General features: G+C 63.1%; 21 protein-coding genes and 1 pseudogene. 10 read left to right on the top strand and 12 right to left on the bottom strand.

The genetic code is table 11. From position 1 onward, the window contains the following. The first annotated feature begins 578 nt into the window (after window positions 1-578). The 4 genes and pseudogenes from ACLL97_RS13155 to ACLL97_RS13140 all read left to right on the top strand — a co-directional run bounded on the left by ACLL97_RS13155 (window position 579) and on the right by ACLL97_RS13140 (window position 4,893). Window positions 579-2,036: an ATP-binding protein gene (locus ACLL97_RS13155; RefSeq protein WP_411280929.1), complete on the top strand. Its 1,458-nt coding sequence runs from the start codon at window positions 579-581 to the stop codon at window positions 2,034-2,036. Between the two features lie 329 nt (window positions 2,037-2,365). Beyond that, window positions 2,366-2,890, top strand: a pseudogene (locus ACLL97_RS13150) (ATP-binding cassette domain-containing protein); the annotation flags it as partial. Window positions 2,891-3,317: 427 nt separating this feature from the next. Beyond that, entirely contained in the window at window positions 3,318-4,310 is a 993-nt protein-coding gene (locus ACLL97_RS13145; RefSeq protein ID WP_411280928.1) for a hypothetical protein, read from the top strand. A gap of 55 nt (window positions 4,311-4,365) precedes the next feature. Next, window positions 4,366-4,893: a hypothetical protein gene (locus ACLL97_RS13140; RefSeq protein ID WP_411280927.1), complete on the top strand. Its 528-nt coding sequence runs from the start codon at window positions 4,366-4,368 to the stop codon at window positions 4,891-4,893. A 51-nt stretch (window positions 4,894-4,944) separates the two neighbouring features. Here ACLL97_RS13140 and ACLL97_RS13135 read toward each other — a convergent pair whose 3' ends face one another. The 3 genes from ACLL97_RS13135 to ACLL97_RS13125 form a co-directional block, all read right to left on the bottom strand. After that, window positions 4,945-5,169 (bottom strand): hypothetical protein, encoded by a 225-nt coding sequence (locus tag ACLL97_RS13135; RefSeq protein WP_411280926.1) that lies wholly within the window; start codon window positions 5,167-5,169, stop codon window positions 4,945-4,947. A 431-nt stretch (window positions 5,170-5,600) separates the two neighbouring features. Next, window positions 5,601-8,009 carry an ABC transporter permease gene (locus ACLL97_RS13130; RefSeq protein WP_411280925.1) on the bottom strand — a complete coding sequence of 803 codons (2,409 nt, stop codon included), beginning with the start codon at window positions 8,007-8,009 and terminating at the stop codon, window positions 5,601-5,603. Continuing rightward, window positions 8,006-8,773, bottom strand: coding sequence for an ABC transporter ATP-binding protein (locus ACLL97_RS13125; RefSeq protein WP_411280924.1), 768 nt, complete (start codon window positions 8,771-8,773; stop codon window positions 8,006-8,008). The genes ACLL97_RS13130 and ACLL97_RS13125 overlap by 4 nt, the downstream gene beginning before the upstream one ends. 96 nt (window positions 8,774-8,869) lie before the next feature. Here ACLL97_RS13125 and ACLL97_RS13120 point away from each other — a divergent pair, with 96 nt between their 5' ends. Next, window positions 8,870-9,439 (top strand): TetR/AcrR family transcriptional regulator, encoded by a 570-nt coding sequence (locus ACLL97_RS13120; protein WP_411280923.1) that lies wholly within the window; start codon window positions 8,870-8,872, stop codon window positions 9,437-9,439. A 136-nt stretch (window positions 9,440-9,575) separates the two neighbouring features. Continuing rightward, window positions 9,576-10,676, top strand: coding sequence for a hypothetical protein (locus tag ACLL97_RS13115; protein WP_411280922.1), 1,101 nt, complete (start codon window positions 9,576-9,578; stop codon window positions 10,674-10,676). Between the two features lie 266 nt (window positions 10,677-10,942). Here ACLL97_RS13115 and ACLL97_RS13110 read toward each other — a convergent pair whose 3' ends face one another. The 5 genes from ACLL97_RS13110 to ACLL97_RS13090 form a co-directional block, all read right to left on the bottom strand. Continuing rightward, a complete protein-coding gene (locus tag ACLL97_RS13110) occupies window positions 10,943-12,088 on the bottom strand; it encodes a Kelch repeat-containing protein (protein ID WP_411280921.1) in 1,146 nt (381 codons plus the stop codon). Between the two features lie 75 nt (window positions 12,089-12,163). After that, on the bottom strand, window positions 12,164-12,370 hold the full coding sequence (locus tag ACLL97_RS13105) for a dodecin family protein (protein ID WP_411280920.1): 207 nt from the start codon (window positions 12,368-12,370) through the stop codon (window positions 12,164-12,166). Between the two features lie 125 nt (window positions 12,371-12,495). After that, on the bottom strand, window positions 12,496-12,894 hold the full coding sequence (locus tag ACLL97_RS13100; protein ID WP_411280919.1) for a hypothetical protein: 399 nt from the start codon (window positions 12,892-12,894) through the stop codon (window positions 12,496-12,498). Next, window positions 12,891-13,274, bottom strand: coding sequence for a hypothetical protein (locus tag ACLL97_RS13095; protein WP_411280918.1), 384 nt, complete (start codon window positions 13,272-13,274; stop codon window positions 12,891-12,893). Before ACLL97_RS13095 ends, ACLL97_RS13100 begins: the two co-directional genes overlap by 4 nt. Then, the gene (locus ACLL97_RS13090) at window positions 13,275-14,999 is read right to left on the bottom strand and encodes an amidase (RefSeq protein ID WP_411280917.1); all 1,725 of its coding nucleotides are present in this window, start codon (window positions 14,997-14,999) and stop codon (window positions 13,275-13,277) included. A 338-nt stretch (window positions 15,000-15,337) separates the two neighbouring features. On the opposite strand from ACLL97_RS13090, the gene ACLL97_RS13085 reads away from it, so the two are divergent. Beyond that, the gene (locus tag ACLL97_RS13085; RefSeq protein ID WP_411280916.1) at window positions 15,338-17,017 is read left to right on the top strand and encodes a M28 family peptidase; all 1,680 of its coding nucleotides are present in this window, start codon (window positions 15,338-15,340) and stop codon (window positions 17,015-17,017) included. Window positions 17,018-17,045: 28 nt separating this feature from the next. On the opposite strand, the gene ACLL97_RS13080 is transcribed toward ACLL97_RS13085, so the two are convergent. Next, window positions 17,046-17,366, bottom strand: a complete 321-nt coding sequence (locus ACLL97_RS13080; RefSeq protein ID WP_411280915.1) for a hypothetical protein — start codon at window positions 17,364-17,366, stop codon at window positions 17,046-17,048. A gap of 193 nt (window positions 17,367-17,559) precedes the next feature. Between ACLL97_RS13080 and ACLL97_RS13075 the strand changes: the two genes are divergently transcribed. Together ACLL97_RS13075 and ACLL97_RS13070 are read left to right on the top strand one after the other, a co-directional pair. After that, a complete protein-coding gene (locus ACLL97_RS13075; protein ID WP_411280914.1) occupies window positions 17,560-17,928 on the top strand; it encodes a GIY-YIG nuclease family protein in 369 nt (122 codons plus the stop codon). Further along, window positions 17,925-18,545: a DUF2239 family protein gene (locus ACLL97_RS13070; RefSeq protein WP_411280913.1), complete on the top strand. Its 621-nt coding sequence runs from the start codon at window positions 17,925-17,927 to the stop codon at window positions 18,543-18,545. Before ACLL97_RS13075 ends, ACLL97_RS13070 begins: the two co-directional genes overlap by 4 nt. Before the next feature lie 370 nt (window positions 18,546-18,915). Here the strand turns inward: ACLL97_RS13070 and ACLL97_RS13065 are convergent, their stop codons facing one another. The 3 genes from ACLL97_RS13065 to ACLL97_RS13055 all read right to left on the bottom strand — a co-directional run bounded on the left by ACLL97_RS13065 (window position 18,916) and on the right by ACLL97_RS13055 (window position 21,045). Next, window positions 18,916-20,058 (bottom strand): ATP-binding protein, encoded by a 1,143-nt coding sequence (locus tag ACLL97_RS13065; protein ID WP_411280912.1) that lies wholly within the window; start codon window positions 20,056-20,058, stop codon window positions 18,916-18,918. Window positions 20,059-20,257: 199 nt separating this feature from the next. Then, on the bottom strand, window positions 20,258-20,767 hold the full coding sequence (locus tag ACLL97_RS13060) for a GAF domain-containing protein (protein WP_411280911.1): 510 nt from the start codon (window positions 20,765-20,767) through the stop codon (window positions 20,258-20,260). Continuing rightward, window positions 20,764-21,045, bottom strand: coding sequence for a hypothetical protein (locus ACLL97_RS13055; protein ID WP_411280910.1), 282 nt, complete (start codon window positions 21,043-21,045; stop codon window positions 20,764-20,766). The genes ACLL97_RS13060 and ACLL97_RS13055 overlap by 4 nt, the downstream gene beginning before the upstream one ends. A gap of 332 nt (window positions 21,046-21,377) precedes the next feature. On the opposite strand from ACLL97_RS13055, the gene bla reads away from it, so the two are divergent. Beyond that, window positions 21,378-22,262, top strand: coding sequence for a subclass B3 metallo-beta-lactamase (gene bla, locus ACLL97_RS13050; protein WP_411280909.1), 885 nt, complete (start codon window positions 21,378-21,380; stop codon window positions 22,260-22,262). Window positions 22,263-22,294 lie beyond the last annotated feature (32 nt).

The raw sequence follows: 22,294 nt of genomic DNA, 5'->3' as shown, positions 1-22,294 counted from the left end.
ATCGTCTCCAAGATCTCGAATGGGCCGGGTCCCTGCCCTCGTCGTTCCATGGCAAAGACCTGTTTGTCGGCATTATCAAGGCTCTCTTCCGTAATTGCGTGGGCAGGCGGTGGTGATCGGCCGGATTCTCACGACCCTGGCGTCCGTGCAGACTTCTTTGAAGACCCGAGAACGACGGTTTGATCACGGGGACGTCTGCCCGCGGTGCTTGAGCGCCCGCGTGCGGCGCTGGGCACCGCGAACGGACCGGCACCCAACGGGATCGGTGCATCGGGTGTCGGCGCACGTTCAACGACCTGCGCTGGCGCCTCAAGGTGATGGCGTTCTCAACGCCAACGGCAACGCCAGCACGAACGCGAGGGCGCGGGTGCGCCCAGATGAGCGGGCGACGGGGACGGCCGCCCGGCGTCTCCCCCCGTTCTCACGTCTCCTGACGACGCCGTTGACGGCAGTCTCCCGAAGTGGGTAAATTTCTTTTGGTTGCAGTGATACAACTTGCAGCATTGCAAGTTGCAGCGCTACAACTTGTAGTACTACTACCTGTGTAATAGTACCGGAAGCGCTTTTAAAGGAACTCGATGCGACCTCGTCCTTCTTCCCCGAGCGCCCCCGCCGCGCCCAAGCCGGCAGAGGTCATCAACCGGGACGCCATCTGGAGCGAATTGGCCACGGTCTGGGCGCGACCAGAACCGGCACTACTCATCGGACTTGGTCGGCGTCGTGCGGGCAAGAGTTGGGTGCTGGCGCGTTTTGCCCGAGCCGTCGACGGCATCTACTACCAGGCCACCAAACGCACAGAAACCGAACAACTGGCAGCGCTGAGCCGGATCGTCGGCCAGCGCTACAAAGATGCGGCACTGGCCCGCGGAACAGGATTCGGGAAGTGGGAGGACCTCTTGGCGTACCTCACGGACCGCGCCGCCGGCGCACCGCTCCTGTTGATCCTGGACGAGTTTCCTTACCTGGCCGAGGCTGCTCCGGCGCTTCCATCGATCTTGCAGGGCGTGTGGGATCATCACTGGGTGGGTTCCCAGATGAAAGTCGTTCTCGCCGGCTCGCACATCACAGCGATGAAGCGGCTGGAGGAAGTCAACCAACCGCTCTACGGCCGCCGCACGGGACGCCTCCACTTCCCGCCGTTCCACCTCGAGTACGTCCGGGCCTTTGTTCCCGACTACGACGCCAGGGACGTGCTCCTGGCGCATGGCATCTTTGGCGGACTCCCCGGCCACTTGGCACTCCTTCGGAGGGACGAGGATCTGGCCACCAACGTCGCGCGGCTCATCCTTGATCCGAGCGGCCGGCTTGCCGACGACGCAGAGCGCATGTTGGACGCGTTCCTTGGCGAGGCCGACGTGCACTACTCGATCATTCAGGCCATTGCCACCGGCGCACACACGTGGAAAGACATCACGCAGCGGGTCGGCAAGCCGGGGGGCTCGCTGTCGCGACCCATGAAGTGGCTCGAGGAAATGCAGGTCGTCGCGCGCATTGTTCCCGTGACGGAGAACCCCCAGACGTCGCGCCGGACGCTATACCGAATCGTCGACCACTACGTCGCGTTCTGGCACCGCTTTGTCGCACCGCTGCTCGCCGGCGGCGAAACCAGCCTCACTCCAGCCGACGCGCTGTGGGCAGGGCGAGTCGTCCCGGGGCTCGACGACTACATGGGGCACGCGTTCGAGGAGATGTGTCGTGCCTGGGTCGGCCGCACCAGTCGGCTGCCCTTCCGTCCGAGCCGCGTCGGCGCTTGGTGGGACAACGCATCGCAGAACGAGGTCGACATCGTCGCGCTTGGTGCCCAGCGCGAGCTCTTGGTCGGTGAGTGCAAATGGGGATCGTTCGACGACGACGACCTCACCAAACTGCGGACCCGCGCCGCGCTCCTACACGCTGATCTGCCCAAGGCTGCGCAAGGTGGCCCCCTCATCCTCGCGTGCTTCTCTGCGCGCGGCGACTGGAGCCCGAGTGTCGCGCGAGCGATGCAGGCCGGAACCGTGCTCGGCTTCACCGCCGATGACTTGCTGACGGTCTGACACCACGGCTCGGCGATCGACAAACGCGAGCTCACCATCACGCGTAATCGCCGCGGACGTCAGGTCGGACTCAAACGAAATACCGTCATCCTCGCGAAGGACTGTTCCGTTCTCGATGCGTTGCCGTTGCCTCTCTGAAGAGGACTCGGAGGCCGCATGCTCCTTCGTGCATGCGGCAGCTAACACAGTGCAGAGGGCGGTCATTGTTCGACTTTTCATGCGTCGACTCGAAGTGCATCAGACGAATCAGGATAGCTGGCGGGAAACTCTGCGCTTCCAGCGCCGTGGTGGACAGAGTCGCGCCCTGCCTTCCGCCGCCGCCCCGTCCAATGCTCACGCTGTCCAACGTTTCGAAGACTTATGCCAACAACGTGCACGCCCGGCGCGGCATTTCGCTACAGAGAGACCGCGGGCTGTTCGGATTGCTGGGGCCGAACGGCGCCGGCAAGTCCACGCTGATGCGCACGATGGCCACACTGCAGGAGCCGGACAGCGGGTCGATAACCTTCGGCGGCGCGTCGATCTTCGCCGACCCCACGGCGCATCGCCGTCAGCTCGGCTATCTGCCGCAGGACTTCGGCGTGTATCCGGGAATCTCCGCGCTCGATCTGCTCGATCATCTCGCCGTGCTGAAAGGCCTCACCGATCGCCACACGCGACGCACGCAAGTGGAGGCGCTGCTGGCGAAGATGAACTTGTGAGACCATCGCCGACGCGCGGTGAGCGGTTTTTCGGGCGGGATGCGACAGCGCTTCGGTATCGCGCAGGCGTTGCTGGGCGATCCGCAGCTGCTCATTGTACACGAACCGACGGCGGGTCTCGACCCGGCCGAACGCAGCCGCTTCTACAATGTGCGCGGGCAGGCGTTGCCGTTCGCGGCACGTGTGAAGAAACTCCCGACACGGCTGTCCACCAGCCTATCGACGCACGGCCGTCGAGCACTGCTTATCACGGCCGGTACGTTCATGGTAGCCTACGCGATGATGGTCCGTGAGACCGTCTTCGTAGCACGGTGGGAGAGCAGCGATGACGGCCTCGCCTGGCGTGCTGACTACGAGCAGCGCTATCGGCGTCTACAATCGGTTGCGCAACCGGAGATCGTAGACGTAACCCTCGATGTCGAGCTCGATCCCACGCATCGGCGCGCAACGGTAGGCGGTGACATCGTCGTAGAGAATCGTTCCTTGCGATCGATCGATACGGTGTGGATCCCCATCCCGCGCGACGCCGAGCGTGCGCGTGTCCGCATCGCAGGATGCCTCCAGCGATGTGACTCCCACTATGGCCGATGCCCGCTTTGGCGTGCATGCCGTCGCGCGGCGTGAGCCGTTGGTGAGTGGTGGTCAGCTCACGCTGTCGAATGCGCTTACGCTCGACCGCACCGGTGTGCGTGCCGACGGCTTCAACGAAGACGTGGCGGCGAATGGCACGTTCATCCGTTCGAGCACCCTCATGCCCGTAATCGGCTATCAGGGCCGCTTCGAGATCGGTGCCGATGCTGAGCGCGCGAAGCGTGGTCTCGGTGCGGTCACGCCGATGCTAACGCCAGTGGAGTCGCTGCCAGCGCTCGCTGCGCGGGCGCGAGACCGTGGCCTCACACCGGCTTGGTTCACGGTGCGCACCACGATCAGCACGAGTCTCGATCAGACGGCGCTCGGCCCCGGCGACCTCGTGAACGAGTGGACCGTCAACAAGCGCCGGCACTTTTCGTATCGTCTCGATCAGCCGTCTACGCCGATGTTCCCGATCAGCGCCGGACGGTATGCCGTCGAGCGACGCGTCGTGGGTGGCGTTGCCGTGGAGCTGTGGTATCACGCGGCGCATGGCGCGCATGCGGCGCGGATCGTCGAGATTGCATCGCGCTCACTGACCGTGTTACAGCAACAGTTCGGCGCTTTTCCACACAAGACGCTGCGACTCGTCGAGGTGCCGGCCGGCTGGGGTTTCGGTGCCTATGCGCAAACCGGATCGCGCGACCTCACGGAGTCGCGCGGCATGCTCTCCGACGCGCGCAAAGGAGACGTGGATCTGCTGGTACGGCGCATCGGTCACGAAGTGGCGCACGAGTGGTGGGGACACACGGTCGATCCGCTCTGGGGCGAGGGTCGTCTCACCATCGTGGAAACGCTGGCCAAGTATTCCGAGCAGCTTCGCCTCGGCGCGCAACAGGGCGATGCCGTGCTGGCGCGGATGATGTCGTTCGATCACGACCGCTATCTCAGCGGCCGCGCCAACACCATGGGGCTCGAGCCTACGCTACTGACCACCGCTTGACGAATCGCACATAAACTATGGCAAGGGCGCGCTGGCCTTTCACGCACTGCATCCCATGCTGGGTGATTCGGCGATCAATGCAGCACTACACGCGCTGCTGGCGCGAGAGCGCGGACCGCGCGGTGCTGCGTCGGTGACTGAGCTGTACACGCTGTTGCGCAAGGCCGCCCGCGGTGACGACGCACGTGCGGTAGTGAACGAGTGGTTTGCCGAACGCGTGATCTACGATCTCGTAGCCGACTCGGCGACTATAGAGCAGCGAGATGACCGTGCACGAGTGGTCGCGCGATTCCGCGTACAGCGCGTGCGCTCGGACAGCACCGGCGAACACGAGTCGAGTGCGAACAGCGCCCTCGTAACCGTGGGGATCTACGGTGGCACGACAGAAGCCCCGCAGTTGCTGAACACGGTGCGGCAACGCGTCACCAACGGGGCAATCGTGGTCGACCTCTCCATCGCCAGTACCACGCCAGTACAAACGCCGACCTTCGTGGAGATCGACCCGGAGATCCGCCTGATCAACCGGGAACGCTCCAACCACAGGGTGAGGTTGAGCGCACCGGTGCCCCGTCGGTTGCGTTGACAGATCGATCATCAAGGGGTCCTGCAAGATGGTGCGCCTCGATCGTCGGATTCAGCTGTCCGGGTTCACGATCGCCACATCGTTGATGATCAGTCGTGGTAGCCGCGATGGGGCGATCGGCACCGGCGGCGTGGCCAGGGCCAGCAGGTTCACCAGCGCGAACACGACGGCCGCCGCGCTCAGGCACGACAGCACGATGATCCGTACCCCCCGCACAAATATCCGAAACCGTCCGGCGCTTCGCAGCCCGCCGGCGGCACGTGCGACGCGAGTCATGAGTGGACGGAAAACGCTTGCTCAGCGCCTTCGAAGAACGGTGACGGCCAAACCACACCTGCAGATCGGGCGCTTGATCGAAACACGACCATACTGATGTATCGACTGAGTGTGCCGCTCCCGCAGGAGCACGAGAGCGTGCACCAGCGACGCGCTTCCGCAGGTACTGCAGGTCATGTAAGCGATACGTTCAGTCACGTGGAGACGATTGGTCTATCCGTATCACATGATCCGCGACCTAGAGAGCATGCGCGTTGGCGACTCACCGTAACTGCCCGTCCCCTCGCTTGGCAGAACAGCAATCCCGTGGAGTCGTTTGATGGTGCTCATGAGGTCGAATCGCCGTACCGCTAAGATGGCACACACAAGGATGACGATGGTCAGAAGGAACACGCCGGTTCGCTGTTTCGAGGTCATAGCTTCGTCCTGTATCAAGTGAAGTTCAGGGCGTCACGCACGTGGATTCGTGTCGCTCGACGCGCCGGCAGCACGCTGACGAGCACAGCTCCACCGACGACGAGCAGAAACCAGAGTGTCACGGCCATTGGTGACAGAATCAGCTCGAGCTCTTGTGCAGATATCGAAGCCAGCACGCGGCCGACCGCGGCTGTCAGCGGCACGCCGAGCAGCACGGCCATGCCCCAGCTGGCAACGGCGATGCAGGCACCTTCAGCGAGCACCATGCGGATGATCGCACCGTGCGTAGCCCCAACGGCGCGCATCACGCCGATCTCCTTGGTGCGCTCGAGCACCGAGACGCCGAGTGAGGAAGAGAGCCCGAGCATTCCCACCAGCGACATGATCGCCGCAATTACTCCGAGGGCCACCACCAGGATGCGCACATGACCGCCCTGCGCGGACGCCAGACGCCCCTCGCTGACGATCCCGGTCACGACGATTCCGGCACGCGCGAGCGCCGCGCGAATAGCGCCGCTCGCCTCTTCGGCACGCTCCGGTGAGCGCAGGCCGATGCGGAAGGCATTCGAGGTGCCGGTGTCCGATGCGACGCGGACGTAGGTGCGCGGCGAGATGTATGCCGCTCCGGGAGTCAGTAGCTCACGGCTGATTCCCACCAGTCGAAGCTTCAACGGTGTATCCCCGATCGTAATGGGAATGGTGTCTCCGACTTGCGCGGTCGGGTACGCGAGGCGGAGCGCCAGCCCGTTCAGCACAACCGCGTCCGAGTCGTTGGACACGAGCCAGCGTCCGCTGCTGATCTCATGGGCAATGAGTTGGGTTGCCACTGGTGCCACGCGGGCTTGAATGCCACCGTGCGCGCCGTCGGGATAGACTCTGGTGATCAGGATGCCACCGCTCTCGATCGCGGCGGCGTGGTCGGAACGCCACGCCTCGACTCGCGCCACTTCAGGCAGCAGCTCGAGCACTTCCCGAACTTGCGCGTTCGAGGTGCCTTCAGGGACACCGATTTCGAGTTGGTAGCCACGCGCGCTTGCCGCGTCGGATACACTCGTGATCCACGCCGCCCGGAGATCGAGACTTGCCAGGAACATCGCACCGGCGAACGACATCAGCAGGGCCGTGAAGAACAGCTGCTTCCGACGTCGGATGACGTTCCGCAGCGCGAGGTCTATCCACGCCACGCCGATCCGGACACGGGACGCGAGGCGAAGGAGTGCCAAAGAACGGCCCCCGTTTGCTGGGCCACCGGTATCGTCCAGTGCGTCACGGACCGATCGTCGCGCCGCTGCTTGAATGGGCGCCAACGCCAACAACACGGGAAGCGCAATCGCGATGATGACGGTCCCCACATACAGCGACCACGGGAGTGAGAGCGACGTGAGCTCCAAATTCAGGAGCTGCGCGATAGCCCGCATGAGGGCACGGCCGCCGATGAGGCCGACGGGCAGGCCGATAGCAAGGGCGCCGACACCGATCAGGGCAACGAATACGAGGTAGCCACTACGGATCTGGCTGGTCCGTGCGCCAATGGCCTTCATGATGGCGATGGATCGCACCTGTTGCGCAAGCAGGGCGCTGACGACCGTTGATGACAGCATCGCCGCGAGCAGCAGCGCCAGCAGACTGAAAATCAACAGCATCTTGATCACGGCGGTCATCTGCGCTTGGTGCGGGTGCTGCTCTGGTGGCGGGATACGAATCTCGTCGACCACGATGCCAAAACGTCCAACGGCTTTGGCGACGTCCAGACCGGTGCGCTCGATGACATTCGCGTCAGTCTGTCCGTCACGAACCCGGATGCTGAGCCGTGTCAGCGGTGGTGTTCCGCCCATCGCTTGGATCGTGGCGAGCGAGACATACGCATAGACCGTTTGCTCCTGCCATGCCGGCGCGACCCCAGGGTCGTGCACCACGCCGGACACCCGAAGCGAGTCGACGCCGTGGCCTTCGCGTTCGACCAGGATCCAATCACCGATACTGTGCTTACTGAGCGCCAGCGCACTCCGTTCGAACACCACCTCACGTTTGCCTGGGTAGCGACCGCCGGGCTGAAGCGCCACCGTGCCGATCTTCGCGGTGGCAGGATCGGGCTGTACAAACATGAGGATGCCGATCCACTCGCCCGGACCGGTTTGCATCCGGCCGCGCACGCGCGCCGTCACGGTGATCGCCTGTACGTTGGGAAGGGACTCCAGCACGCGGAACGCCTCGGCCGGCAGCGCACGGTCAAGCTGCAGTTCCGCCGAGGCGGGATGGCTACGGCGATAGTTGGCCGGCACCTCACGCGTCAGCACGGTGTATGTGCTGAGCATGACCACCACGCCGGCGATCCCGGCGGACAGCGCGGCGATCATCAGCAGCAGACGCCCGCGTGCTTGCTGCGCATCGCGTAACACTTTTCGCCATCGTGGTGCTATCACTGCGACGCTCCCGTCTGATCGCTGCCGACCGGTACGACGCGTTCATCGGATACGATTCGCCCGTCGTGGAGGGCGATGCTTCGCGTGAAGTATCGACTGAACTCCCGCTCGTGGGTCACCGTGATCACCGTCTTTCCATCTGCCGCCAGACTGGACAGCATCGACATGACGGCGTGCGAGGTCGCGGAATCCAGGTTGCCGGTCGGCTCATCGGCGACGATCAGGGGGGGATCATTCGCCAGCGCGCGTGCAATGGCGGCGCGCTGCTGTTGACCACCGGACAGATCGGCTGGCAGCTTGTCCGCCTGATCGGCGATACCGAGCCGATCGAGGAGATCGAGTGCGATGCGGCGGCGCTGCCCCGACTGGTGCACGGCACAGAAGTCCATCGGCAGGATGACATTCTCCGCGACAGTGAGCGTCGGAAGCAACTGGAAGAACTGAAAAACGATGCCGACGTGACGCCCGCGCCAAACGGACAGCGCCTGCTCGGACAGTCGATGCACGCTGGTCGTACCGACCACGAGTTCGCCGTCACTCGGCACATCGATCCCGGTGAGGAGATTGATCAGCGTGGTCTTCCCGCTTCCGGATTTCCCGATGACGGCGACGCATTCACCCGCGTGGATTGAAAGTGACACATCGGTCAGTGCGGCAAACGATCCGGATGGCACCGTATAGCGTTTGGCGACAGCACGCAGTGCGATGAAGGGCGTAGCCAAGGACGCGGCCGTGGGGATATCGCGTAGTGTTGTGGGTTGCATTCGGAGAACGTAGTGTTCGCTGGATCACGGGCTGGAACAGCCATGCATCTGCTGTTCGATACCGAACATGATTTTCGTTCTTGTTCAGGATCGCAAATGCCGACAGAGCAGAAACCGACCGACCGACGCGTCACGCGATCGAAGCAGCTGCTACTCGATGCCCTTCGGTGGCGGCTTATGGAGGTCGGCTACGAAAAGGTGACGATTCAGTCGATCCTCGACCGGGCCGGCGTGGGTCGCGCCACTTTCTATGCGCATTTCGAGAGCAAGGATGATCTGCTGTCGTCGAGCATCAGCCGACTACATGAAGGATTGAAAACAGCTGGGAAGCAGTCTGGTCGCGCACGATTCGGATTCAGTTTGCCGTTCTTCACCCATCTGGCGAGTCATCGTGCGATTTACGCTACGTCGATGTGCCAAGAAGATGAAATCACAGTCGAACGAATGATCCGCCGGATGCTTCGCGATCTGGTGCGCGACGAGGTCTCTACGCGCGCGAAGCCGACGGACGCCGAAGGGCTCACGATCGAGTTCATCGTGGGCGCACTCTGGTCCACCATTGTCTGGTGGATGAACTCCGGATCGAGCATGTCACCGATCGAAATCGATGCCCACTTCCGCCAGCTCATTCTGGCGGCACTGGACGCTCGGTCGGAGCGACCGTGACGCCTAAAAACGCGGCCCGCTGCACGAGACAGTCCCTTTTGCTCGCGATCGCCCCAACATGGGCGTGATGCTGAGTTCGCTACTGCCGGGGTAAGCGCATGCTCGCGCTTCGCCGCTACGCGCTCTAGAATCGAGCATGACCGCTCCCAAGACGTCGCGCGAGAACGCGTTTTTCAACCAGCCGGGCGAGAACACCAACATTGCCCCAGTCGTATTCAAGTCCGACCCGGCCAACTCCAGTACCGGGTGGAACAAGGCGACGTTTTTCCAGCAACTCGGCGATCCGCGTCACACCGTGGCGTCGATCGAGCGCAATATGGAGCAGGAGTATTTGCTGCAGGGCATGGTAAAGGGAGCCATGACCGCCGCCGCGCAAATCGCGACCAAGTACAAGATCGGCATTTCCGTGCGTCCTACCGGCGTGCTCGCGCATATGGGCATCGAGTCCGGAAATCCGACCAAGGCGCAGGAGTTCAAGAACAAGACGTCGAAGGAGCTCGATCTATTTTTGTGCGACGAGATCAAGTGGGAAGACATCGGCGCCGTGGTGCACTACAACCCGCGCGTGGGGTGGAGTTCCGGCAATCGACCGACCGGTGCCACGGTGGTTTCGCAGTCTGCTCAGGTGACCGATCAGGATTGGGCGCGCAAGCGACAATACATCGAGAGCGTACGACTGCCCACGCTACAACGGCGAAAGCTTGACGAGAAGTTGCGTTTCTGGCCGAAGTCGGAACAGGACTGGGGCAAGCTTCGCGATCTGTTCAAGGACCGCGCGAAGGAGTTTGCCGAGGAGGATCACGAGTATCGCTTTGGACACTACAAGGAGCACGCGGCGATTGAAGGTCCGTACATCCGGTTGAAGGCACGACCCGATGTGAACATGGTCGGCGATCACGACCTGTTCGGCTTCACCAAGGACGACAGTGGCATGCTGATTCACGACGCTACATATCCACACGTGCAGAAGGCGCTACAGGAATCGCTCGAGTTTCAGGCGCAGCATGGTGGCATCTGGAACTGGCGTCCCAGCGAGCCGTTCCATCAGGACATCAAGCGAAAGATCATGGGCGCCCACTCGCCGCCGAATGGTGATCCGCTACTGCACTTCATGCCGAGTGGCGTCTTGCGCGCCGCGTTCTACATCCCGGCAACGGAACGCCTCGATTCAGTGTGGGAGCACCCCGGTGCGTCTACGTGGCGTTCGCAGACGTTTAGCGGAAAACCCAAGACCTAGGCGTGTTGCGCGGGTACCGCATCTTTAACGCGAGCGCGCTGCGACTCTTCGGTCGCCGGTGCAGCGGCTCTCATTTACGAAATCGGGCACCCGTCGACGTCGAGTTTGTGGCGGCCGTGAGCCCGATGCAATGGCAAAGCGTGGAAGTGCATCCCCTCACTGCAGTTTTTAGCGGTCTGCCAATGGTCTCCGGTACCTGCGGCGCGATCATAATCACCATGATGTAGTACGCACCACGGTAGTAACTACACGTGCATGTCGCCGCGCTACGGTCGATACAGCCACGCATTCGTGCGTGGACCGCGTCCGCCACCGTATCCACCGGTAATCAGGACGCCACCACCGGAAAGCGGGGCGACCGCCGAAAACTGTCCGGCCATCTCGCTGTTCCCTGACACGAGCGCGAAGGTTTGGGTGCGCGGATCAAATGTTTCCGCCTGCGTGGCGCCACCGGCAATCAGGACGGTGCCGTCAGCCAAGAGTACGGCGCTGCCGTTGTGTTTATAGCGTGCGCGCGCCATCACGGGCCCTGGTGTGAACGTGCCCGATGCGGGATCGAACAGTTCGGTGCTGTTGTACACACCGTTCATGTCGCGTTCATCGGTTCCACCAGTGATCAGCACACGCCCGTCGCGCAGCACGACGGCATCGTGCTTGTGTCGGCGTACACGCATGTCCCCAATTTTCCGGAACGTGCCACTGGCCACGTCGTAACGCTCAGCCGACGTGTATAGGGTGATTTCCGCGCGACGGCCGCGATGCCCGCCCACCACGAGAACGCCCCCATCGCGCAGCGGCACGGCGGCATGACTCTCACGCGCGACGGCCATCTGGCCAGTCGGCGTGAAGCGGCCGGTCGCGGGATCATACAGCTCGGCGCTCGACAAAAAACTCCACCCGGCGCCGACACCGCCGGCGATCAACACCTTTCCGTTCGTCAACGCCACGGCCGTGTGCCCCGCTCGCGCCGCGCGCAGGGCGCCCGTTGGCGCAAAGCGTCGCGTGATCGGATCGAACAGTTCGGCCGAGGTGAGCACCGCCGACCCCGCCGTGTAGCCGCCAACGATAAGCACCTTCCCGTTCGGGAGCAGCGTCGCGGTGTGGCTGTGACGTAGCGTACTCATGCGAGACAGCGGTGTGAACCGTCCACTGGCGGGATCGTAGAGCTCAGCGCCGCTCACTGCGTGCTCCTCGCCGGTGAATCCCCCGGCCACCAACACCCGGCCGTCAGGTAGGGTGGTTGCCGTGTGAGCCGCGCGCGCCGCACGCATGGCGGCAGTTGTAACCAGCGTGCCCATCAGCGCCCCGCGGGTAGGCAATGCCCTCGGCGACGGCGCTGGCGGCCGATGGAAAGCGGTCAGCGCAAACGTGGCGAGCACAGCGGCGAAGCGACGGCGAACATTGCGAGGCATCGGCAGTGTGCTCTTATGGGGTACCGAGCGGGGGTGTCGCGGACTCCAATACGACACCCCCGACGTCAGAAACGTTCAGTCACCTTTGAGCACGAACGTGAGCTTGAGCGTGACCTTGTACATCGTCGCCTTGCCGTCGGCGACCTCGACACTCTGATCCTGAATCCAGGCGCCCTTGATGCCGGTGATGGTTTCCGAGGCCTTCGCAATGCCCTGCGTAACGGCGTCGTCGAAGCTGGTGGTGCTCGACGAGATGATCTCGATGACTTTGGCGACTGACATGGTAGCGTCTCAGCGTGATGGGAGTACCGATCCTGCTGGATCGCGGACCGGCACCATGACGTTGAGCAGAAGGCGTGCCAGCTGGAAAACCACGGCCGCCGTGCTCCGGACGACCCGTTAGCCGCTCATTGCACGATGAGCGTACGGGTCAGCAATCGCCCGTTGGGCTGCTTCACGGACACCGTGAAAGTCGCCGCGTTGGGTACGGGCAGCTGTACGGCGTAGCCGTTGAGATAGATCGGCATTTGTGTGCAGTTGCCATTCTTATAGCGAGCTCGGACCTCCACGGTCGTGGTGGCGGCCTGCGGCACCACCTTCACCTCACTCACACTGGCACAGCCGTTCGCGCCCACGAGACCGTAGAGTTTCTGCTCAACGATGCTCCCACGCGTGGCCACCAATGGCCCCGTGATGGAATCGATCGGCACCCCGTATTCGCGCGAATTCGGCTCAACGATCCCGCAGGCGCTGGCCGAGAGGGCGCTGACGCACACCAGCGCAAGGAAAGGCAGACTGAATTTCACAACGTCTCCTGAGGTGCTTCGGGGATTCTGGCCATCACCGATGTCGGTCGCTTGACCAGTTGGAACCACACGATGATCAACGGCACACCAAGCACTACCAGCCAGAACCCCTGCACCGCAGGGTGCACATCGGTGAAGATCATTGACGTGGAACCGATTAGTACACAGATCAAACCCAGAACGGCTCCCGATCGCTTGCCCTGCTCAAGCAGTCGCGCGGCGCGGCGCAGGAGTAGCACGGCTATCTGCAGGAGCAACATACCAAGCCAGTTGTCTTTCCACGGATAGCCTTGGCGTACGCTGGCGTAGATCAAATACAGCAGTACGAATGTGCACAATACGGCTAGAGCCTTGAGACCTCGACTGACGAAGGTGATCACCTACTTACCCGCTCGCGCCTTCAGCACGGGCAACAACCCCGTCTCCACCAGTGTCGGCGACCTACGCCGCGGCGTCGCCTGCTCCCATGCCACCGCGATACCGAGCAGCTCACGATCGGTCCATGGACGCGCCGACAGCTCGAGTCCAAAGGGTAATCCGCTTGCGTAGTGGCCCGCAAACACCACCACGGCCGGCACGCCGATCATGTTCACCCAACTCGTCGCCGAGTGCGGCCCTTCACTAACGCGCCCATCCTGCGGCATCGATTCATCCGGCGGCGGCATCTGAATGGCCGGATACACGAATCCGTCCAGCTTCATGCGGTCGAGTGTGGCCACATACTCGGCCAGCATCGCGCGACGTGGTGCGTGATAATTGCGTTCGGCGTCCTCGTCGGTGCTCAACACACGCTGCTCGAGTTGCACGCCGGGCAGCCGGCGAAAGTTATCCTCGACGCCGATCGATGATCCAAACAGCGGAGCACCCACCACCTGCTCATACTCGGCGGCCGAATGATAGGTGGCTGGTCCGAACAGCGCGAGAAAACGATCGGTACCATCACGCATGTATGCATAGGTCGCCACGCGGCTCGCCATCTTGGCGAATTGCAGCGGCAGGATACTATCGCTGACAACGACCTCGGCCCCGGCCGCACGAAGCGATTCCACCGCTTTCATGAACAGCGCGCGCGTGTCGTCGCGGAGCGACATGTTCGCGGCGGCGCGAATCGAGTCGACGGCTGATTCCGGTATGTCCGCCGGAATACCGTGAAACGGGATCCCGCTGCCGGCCAAGATGAAGGCCGGCACGCCGAAACGTTTGCCTTTGAGTGATGCAGTAGCAAGGCCTTCCGTGGCGCGGCGGAGCGAGTCCGGCGCCAACAGCGTTTGCGGGTCGAGCGAATCCTTGCCCGCCATCACGTCCAACGCGATCGCGGCATCGCCAACGGTGCGGGCGATCGGCCCGGTATTGTCGAGCAGCCAGTCGAGCGGCGCGACCCCCGCGATACTCACCAGCCCGCGCGTGGGATACACACCCACCAGCGCGCTGGTGGCCGCCGGCATGCGAATGGAATTACCCGTATCGGTTCCATTGCCCAGCACCGCCATATTCGCCGCCACCGCGGTCACCACACCACCACTCGACCCACCAGGCGAAAAGCGCACGTCATACGCATTGCCGGTACGACCAAACGAACTGCTGCGATTGGTATCGCTGTTGGCGAGATCCGGCATGTTGGCCAGTCCCACGATGATTGCCCCCGCAGCACGCAATCTGGCCACGACCGTAGCATCCTTGGGCGCCACGAGCTCGTGTCCGGGGCGCGTGAATCCCTCCCAGCCCGCGGTGGTGATCTGCCCCTGCACGCTGGTGTTAGCCTTGATCACGATCGGCACGCCCCACAACGGACCGCGCACCGTGCCCTTGGTCGCCTCGGCGTCAAGACGCGCCGCCTCGGCCAGCGCACTCTCTCGCAGCACCGTCTCGATGGCGCCGTACACGCCGTTGTAGCGATCGATGCGATCGAGGTGCCACTGCACCACCTGTGTCACCGTATAGCGTTTGTCGGCGTACAACTGCTCCAACTTCGGCACGGTCACATCGAGCAGATCACGATCGGCGGTGTTGACGACCACCGGCACGGCGGGCGTCGTGCAGCCCAGCGCGATGACCGCCAACGTCACCGCCAACGAGCGCAACGACGACAACATGAATCGGTTCATGGGTGGTAGTGTCGAGGGATTTGCAGAGATGGCCGACACGCGCGTGGGCGGAACGAACGGTCCTGCCTTCGGAGACGATTGTAAAGCTGCCCCCATGGCGCTGCCACGCGCAATTCTGCCGTCTTCGCGGTATTCGTGGCAACTACGATGCTTTCGGTTGTTTCGGAGCTCTCGGACAGCCAGACGACTGACGCAACGCTCGCCGAGCACGCGAAGCATCACGACGCAACGCGAAGAACCGCAATGACGAAATGATTGGGAACGCCATCGCGCGGGTGGACCGCCGCGCCGGGCGCCTGAAAGTTGAAAGCAGGCCGATCGCATGGTACCGTTTCCGCATGCTAAACATGCAAACACTTCGCTACCTGACGCTGGCCGTACTGTGTTGGTGTAGTGTGCCGCGCACCGCGACCGCGCAACCGTCGACCGATGCTCGCGTGCGCCGCACGCAGGCCGCCGCGCAGCGCATTCGCGCGGACGACATTCTCCGCGACGTCAGCTATCTCGCGTCCGATGCGAACATGGGGCGACGCACGCCGTTCCCTGGGCTCGACTCACCGGGTTACGACTCGGCGGCGCACTACGTTGCGAGATTCTTGAAATCCATGCGCGTCAAGCCCATGGGCGACGACGGCACCTACTTCCAGCACTACACGGTCACCCGGAGCACACTCGATACCACCAAGGTGGCGGGCGCTATTGGCACAGAACAGATCGTGTGGGGCAAAGACTTTCTGATCAATAGCTTTCTGGTACCTGGTGTGCGTGAAGCGAACGTCGTCTACGTTGGCAACGGGATTCAATTGCTGAAGCGCAACGTCGACCCGTACGCTGGGCTCGATATTCGAGGCAAGTGGCTGCTGCTGAGTGGCGCCCCACCGCAAACGGGACGCGGTGCCGTTCGCGCTGGAATGCCCAGCGGGAAGGTTGGAGTGGATTACCTCACCGTCACAGAAGTCGCGCGCTTTGGCGGCGCGTTGGGCATCATCACGGTAGTGAGCGATTCGGCGCTCGCCACCTCGACGCGTCGGGCCGTGACTGGGCAGGATCTCAATCCATCCGTGGGAGTGGCGTACGCGCAGTTTCAGGTGCCGAGCATTTCGATGTCCGCTGGGGCGTTAGCGAAACTGCTGGCGGGTACGTCGCTGTTGCCGGAGACCGTGCTCTCACGCGATACAACGCTCGACCGGAAGTCGATTGACCTTGGCGCAAACAATCGACTGCGCATCGACTTTGCGGCGACCACGCTCGACGCGCGGCCGTACAACGTGGTGGGCATGCTCGAGGGCTCGGACCCGGTGCTCAAGCAGGAGTGGGTGTCGCTCGCGGCGCACTTGGACGGTGCCGTGCCGGCGAATGGGAGTGTACGGGGGAACGCGCTTCCCGATCAGTACAATGCCGCTGATGACAATGCGAGCGGCAGCGCGGGTAACATGGCAGTGGTGCGCGCGCTGGTCGCTGCGCCGCGTGCGAAGCGCTCGATCCTGCTGATCTGGGACTCGGGCGAAGAAGTTGGACTGTGGGGGACACGCGCGATCGCGTACGGCGCGTGGTCCGACAAGCTGGTGCTGCACGTCAGTAACGACATGATCGGGCGGAGTCGCCCCAACAACAGTCCGAAAGAACAGACGCTGTCGTCGGCCGATTCCATTTACGTCACGGGTCCGTTGTTGCTCAGTACGCGCATTGAAGCCGCCTTGCAGCGTGCTGCGAGGGAGTTTCCGTTTATCGCCTTGGACCGTCGCTACGAGGACGTGAGTGCATCCTACTACTACCCGCGCACCGACGCCGGTCCGTACTTGGAGCGAGGGATTCCTATCATGCAGTTCTTCAATGGCGAGCACGCCGACTATCATCGACCAAGCGATGACGTGTCAAAGCTCGATATTCAGAAGATCACGAACGTGTCCAAGCTGTCGTTCGGTGCGCTCTGGTTGGCCGCCGATGACGCGCAGAAGCTGACATGGGACGGGATTGTGCCGGAAACGTTGTGGTGGGTGACACCGCGGCGCCACTAGGGATTGCGCCACACGCGAAGATCGCGGTTCACGATGACGTGACGGGTGGGGACGCGTTTGCGTGAGCGCGTACGCCACCCACAGGACCCAGCTGGACTGCGCCAGTACGACTGCGCCGAAGCCGCGCTCGTTCATCGGGAGCTTGCTGCTCCCGATGCCAACGAGCGGCGCCACGCCGACCACGATGCCGAGCCCGGATAGCGCGCGCGGCGCCGCTCAGCGTGGGTATCGAGTCGGCCAGCGATGTGGCCATGAACCCGCTCATGGCGGCGGCAATCAAGCCCGCCAGCATGCCCGCCAGCATGCCCGCCAGCAACAGCGGTATCGCGGCGAGGGCGAGTGCATGCACCGCATCAAGATGTGTGCTGTCAACACGATCCGGCGAGCGTGACAGGCACCGAGTCAATCCGAGGGCGTTCGCGAAAGCCTCGACCGAGGCGGCAGTGACGAGCGCGCCTGAACCGCTCTATATGTACCCGGGTATATTGACATATTAGTTTTATCCGGATACAATTAGAATCTCCACTCATTCGGACTGCCAAATGAACCGCAAAGCCCTCGCCCGCGCCTACAAGGAATCGCGCCGCCCCATGGGCGTGTTTTGCGTGCGCAACCTCGAAACGGGTGAGGCGCTGATCGGGCGTTCCGTCGATCTGCCGTCCATCCTGAATCGCGAACGGCTGACGCTGCGCATGGGCGGGCACCCCAACCGGCGGCTCCAGCAAGATTGGAACGCTCTCGGCGCCGACGCCTTCGTGATCGAAGTGCTCGATACCCTGGCCTGGCCCGAGAACACGCCCGACTTCAATCCCTCCGACGACCTGGTACTACTGGAAGCGATGTGGCGAGAACGCATGCAGCCCAACGGCCAAGGCAGCTACGCCACGCGCGCCATCACGGCGCGTGCATGACATCACCGTTGAACATGCCATTGGTCACCGCATTCTGCGGACACGAGCTATTGGCCGTGGGCCCACTACGCGATGTCGCGGGCGCGGTGTGGCGGGCCATCAAAGCAGCCGATCCGCAACAGGGCGCCGTGCTGGTGTTCGACGACGCGACCGGTCGCGTGATCGATCTCGAAATGCGTGGCGACGAGCGCCGCCTGCTGGCGCACCTCGATGCCACATGGCGTGCACATGAAGCCGTGCACAATCCTGACGCGATCGTTGAAGCTGCGCCGCGCCCGCGTGGACGTCCAAAGCTCGGCGTCGTCGCGCGAGAGATTACGCTGTTGCCCCGACATTGGGAATGGCTCGCCACGCAACCTGGTGGTGCGTCGGTGGCATTACGAAAGCTCGTCGACGCCGCGCGTCGCACGCATGCCGATGATGATCGCGTGAACGCGGCCCGCGACGCGGCGTACCGCTTCATGCACGCGACGGCGGGCGATCTGAGTCAGTTCGAAGAAGTGATTCGCGCGTTGTATCGCGGAGATGAGGCGCGCTGTCGCGAGCTCGTTGCGGTGTGGCCGGAAGACATTCGTGCGTACGCCACGCGGCTGGCGTTTCCGGCAGCGGCTGACTAAGCCGATACGCCGCTCCGCGCGGGCTTGATGATCCAGCGGTGAATGACACTCTCGACTATCTCGCCGACATCGTTCGGTGCTTCACACACTGACAGCATTACAAACAACAACGGCAACGGCAACAGCCGGAACACGGAGATAGCGGATCAACGGAAACGACACAGGATAAACTGAACAGCGCTGTTTCGCTTATCTCGTGCTGTTTCCGTTGATCCGCTATCTCCGTGTTCCTGTTGTTGTTGCTGCTGTTGCTGCTATGCTTCAGTCACTTGCGTATCATTACCGAGCCGAGAACCAAGTGAGCGCGTGCCGTGCACACTGATGGATGCGGAAATGACGGCGACGGACGGAGTGCGGCGAACCATCGCCCCTACGAGGAACGCGAACCATCGTCCAGCGACTCCGGCAGCAACGGGAGGCGCACTACAAACTCACTCCCGCTGCCAAGTCCCTCGCTGAACGCGGTCACGGTTCCCCCGTGCAACTCAACCAGTTTTCGTACGAGCGACAACCCGATTCCGAGCCCGCCCGACCGGTCGTCCACGTCGCCTTTGATCTGGGTGAATAGTTCGAAGACCCGGGACAGCATCTCATGGGGAATACCCGACCCGTTGTCGCGAACTCGGATGACGGCCGCCCCATCCGCTCGCGCCGCCGTAAGGCTGATGTGCCCTCCGTTCGGCGTGTATTTAGCGGCGTTCGAAAGCAGATTAGTGACCACCTGTGTTAGCCGGGTGCGGTCGCCGCTCACCCACAGCGGCTCGGCCAACGGTGCAACCTCGAGTTCGTGCTTTCGCGCCTTGATGAGTGAATGGCCGACTTCGACCGCTGACGTCACGACCGACCGGAGGTCAATCGACTCCCGGTGGAGCGTGACGTTGCCGCGGCGCACACGCGCCAAGTCGAGCAGGTCTTCGACCAAGCGGGCCATGTGCGCGGTTTGACGCTCGATAACGCCGGCGGCTCGTTGACTGGCGGCGGCATCGTCCTGAGCAGATCGCAGAAGCGCGGACGCGTTCGCCAGCGCACTCAAGGGACTGCGTAGCTCGTGCGCGACTGCTGCCAGAAAGTCATCTTTCTGCCGGTCAGCCTCTTCCAACTCCCGCGACCGCGCGCGCAGTTCCTCCTCCAACCGCCAGTGATCGGTCATGTCGCGGATGGCGCTGGCGAACAGCCCACCCGACTCCGGCGGCAGAGGACTGATCGATACATCGATCGGGAACTCAGTGCCGTCTTTCCGCTCGCCGAACAGGTCGATACCACGACCCATAGACCGCGAGCGTGGATCGACCACGTACGACCCGCGATGCGCCACGTGCGCGCCGCGGAATCGCTCCGGCATGAGCATTTCGAGGGGCTGGCCGATGAGCTCCACGCGACCGTAGCGGAACAGTTTCTCCGCCTGGCTGTTCACATGGACGATCATCCCGCCCCCGTCGATGATGACCACCGCGTCAGGGGCGGCTTCGAGAAAGCCGTAAAAGAGCCGCTCGAGCTGACTGGTTGTGGGCATCGGTCCCAATGGTGGGTGCGGCATGTCGGTGACAATGCGACTCGCATTCCCATTGGTCGACGAATTGCGCCGTGGCCCGTGGCCGTCGACACCAACAAGCATGTTGCCCAAAGCGACGGAGGGCAAGCAGCAACTTGGACCTACGGTCTAGACTCGTGGCCAGCAGCCGCGGTTCGGGCCGGTGGCGGCGACGTCGGACCTACGGCGTCACGACACGCCGCTGTTCGATGCGCGCGACTGCCTGGGCCGCCATATCGGTCAGGTACGTCATCTCCACTTCAGTGAACGCGCGTGGCTCCATCCCCACCACGCAGAGGTTGCCGAGCACGAACCCGCGGGACGAGATCAGCGGCACACCGGCGTAGCAGCGCACGCCATCATTCATGACGAGGGGGTTGGTGGCGTGCGTCGTATCGACGGCCGCGTTCTCCACCACGTATGGCGCGCGGGTGTGCACCGAGGTCGCACAAAACGACCACTCCACCGGATGACCTTTGGTCTCATCAAGCCAGAGTCCGGTGAGACCGTGTGATCCGGCCACATGCAGCGCTTCGTCGAGTACCACGCTCACCAGCGACACGGGAAGTCCAAGATGTATCGCGCTCTGCTCGGCCACGCTCTGCAGAATCGGATCGACGTCACCCGAGAGCAGATCGAGGTCGGCGATCTCCTGAAGGCGCGCCTCGGCGCACAATGGATTCGCGCTCATGGCGTCACGCTCACGGTGGAAGTATTCGCGATGTATCGACTGAACGTATGCAGGCGGATTTCAATGGAGCGCGCCACGCTGGCGGTGGCCCCACCCTGACGGGCAAGTTCCGCGGCAACTCGCCCAAGCTGGGCGGTGGTCTGTACATGACCGGGTACGAGGCGCGCATCGCGACACGCGTGCGTCCATTTCTCCTGCGCGGACACGGCGCCGAATACACGCTGCAGTGCCGCACAGGCATCGCGCTCGGACGGTTGAGCCAGATGGAAAGTAGACATGGTGCCTACCAGACGATGGGCCGTGGCTCGTCGTCACGATGCGTCCACTGGCTGGCGCGAGCCAGCGCGAAGCCGGCCGCATATTCGGGTGGCCTGATCAGCGGTGTGATGCGTGACGGCGAACAGGCGGGCAATGCGACGTGCGCCGTATCGCCGTGTGACCGATGGAATTTTGTAATGCGACAGCGACCAGTGATCCCCTCGGTCAGACGGCCGTTCCGTCCTCAAGGCAGCGAAGCGACCAGCCCACCGAAGACGCGCCCTCGCGCTACAATCCTACTCTCCAAGACGGTACCGCTGTTTCACCACTGATGTTCTGCAAGGGAAGGCCCATGCTCATCCGCATCCTCACGCTAGCCGGCGTACTGTGTGCCGCGCCACTCTCGGCCCAAGGCTACAGCACGAAACAGTGCTCCAGCTGCGCGGAGTGGAACAGGCCGCATGCGCCAGTCAAACTGTTCGCCAACAGCTATTACGTTGGCACAGACGGATTGAGTGCGATTCTGATTACCTCGCCGACCGGGCACGTGCTGATCGACGGTGGGCTGCCGGAATCGGCGCCAGTGATTCTCAAGAGCATCGTCGCGCTCGGCTTTCGCGTGCAGGATGTAAAGCTGATTCTCAACTCGCACGATCACTACGATCACGCTGGTGGCATCGCCGAGTTGGCGCGTGCTACGGGCGCAGTGGTGGCGGCGAGCGCAGCAAGCGCGGAGACGATGCGCGCCGGTATCTCTGGCCCTGGTGATCCACAGTTTGCGATCGTGCTGCCGTTTCCCAAGGTGTCGCGCGTGCGGGAGATCGCTGACGGCGATACGCTGCGTGTAGGGGAGCTCGCGGTGGTGGCGCACTTCACGCCGGGGCACACCGCCGGCGGCACCACGTGGAGTTGGCGTTCGTGTGAAGCGGCGCGCTGTCTGGATATGGTGTATGCGGACAGCCAGTCGGCGATTTCAGACAATACGTTTCGATATTCCGGCGACCCGCGCTACCCTGCCGCGGCGGCGGATTTTGCGCATGGACAGGCTGTACTCGAACGACTGCACTGCGATGTGCTGATCACGCCGCATCCGGGTGGGTCGGCGTTGTGGGAACGGTTGGCCGCGACGGGCACCGCGCCGGGTCTGGTCGATGCCGAGGCGTGCAAACGGTATGCGGCGACGGCGCGGGCGGCCTTGGAGAAGCGATTAGCCACCGAGCGTGGCACTCGGTACTGAGCCGCCGAACTGACTGCGGTGACACTCGTCGA

This window comes from Gemmatimonas sp. (assembly GCF_046594945.1).
In the GTDB taxonomy this organism is placed as follows: Bacteria; Gemmatimonadota; Gemmatimonadetes; order Gemmatimonadales; family Gemmatimonadaceae; genus Gemmatimonas.
The sequence above is the reverse complement of the archived record's forward strand: the minus strand, read 5'-3'. Positions and strand labels throughout refer to the sequence as shown.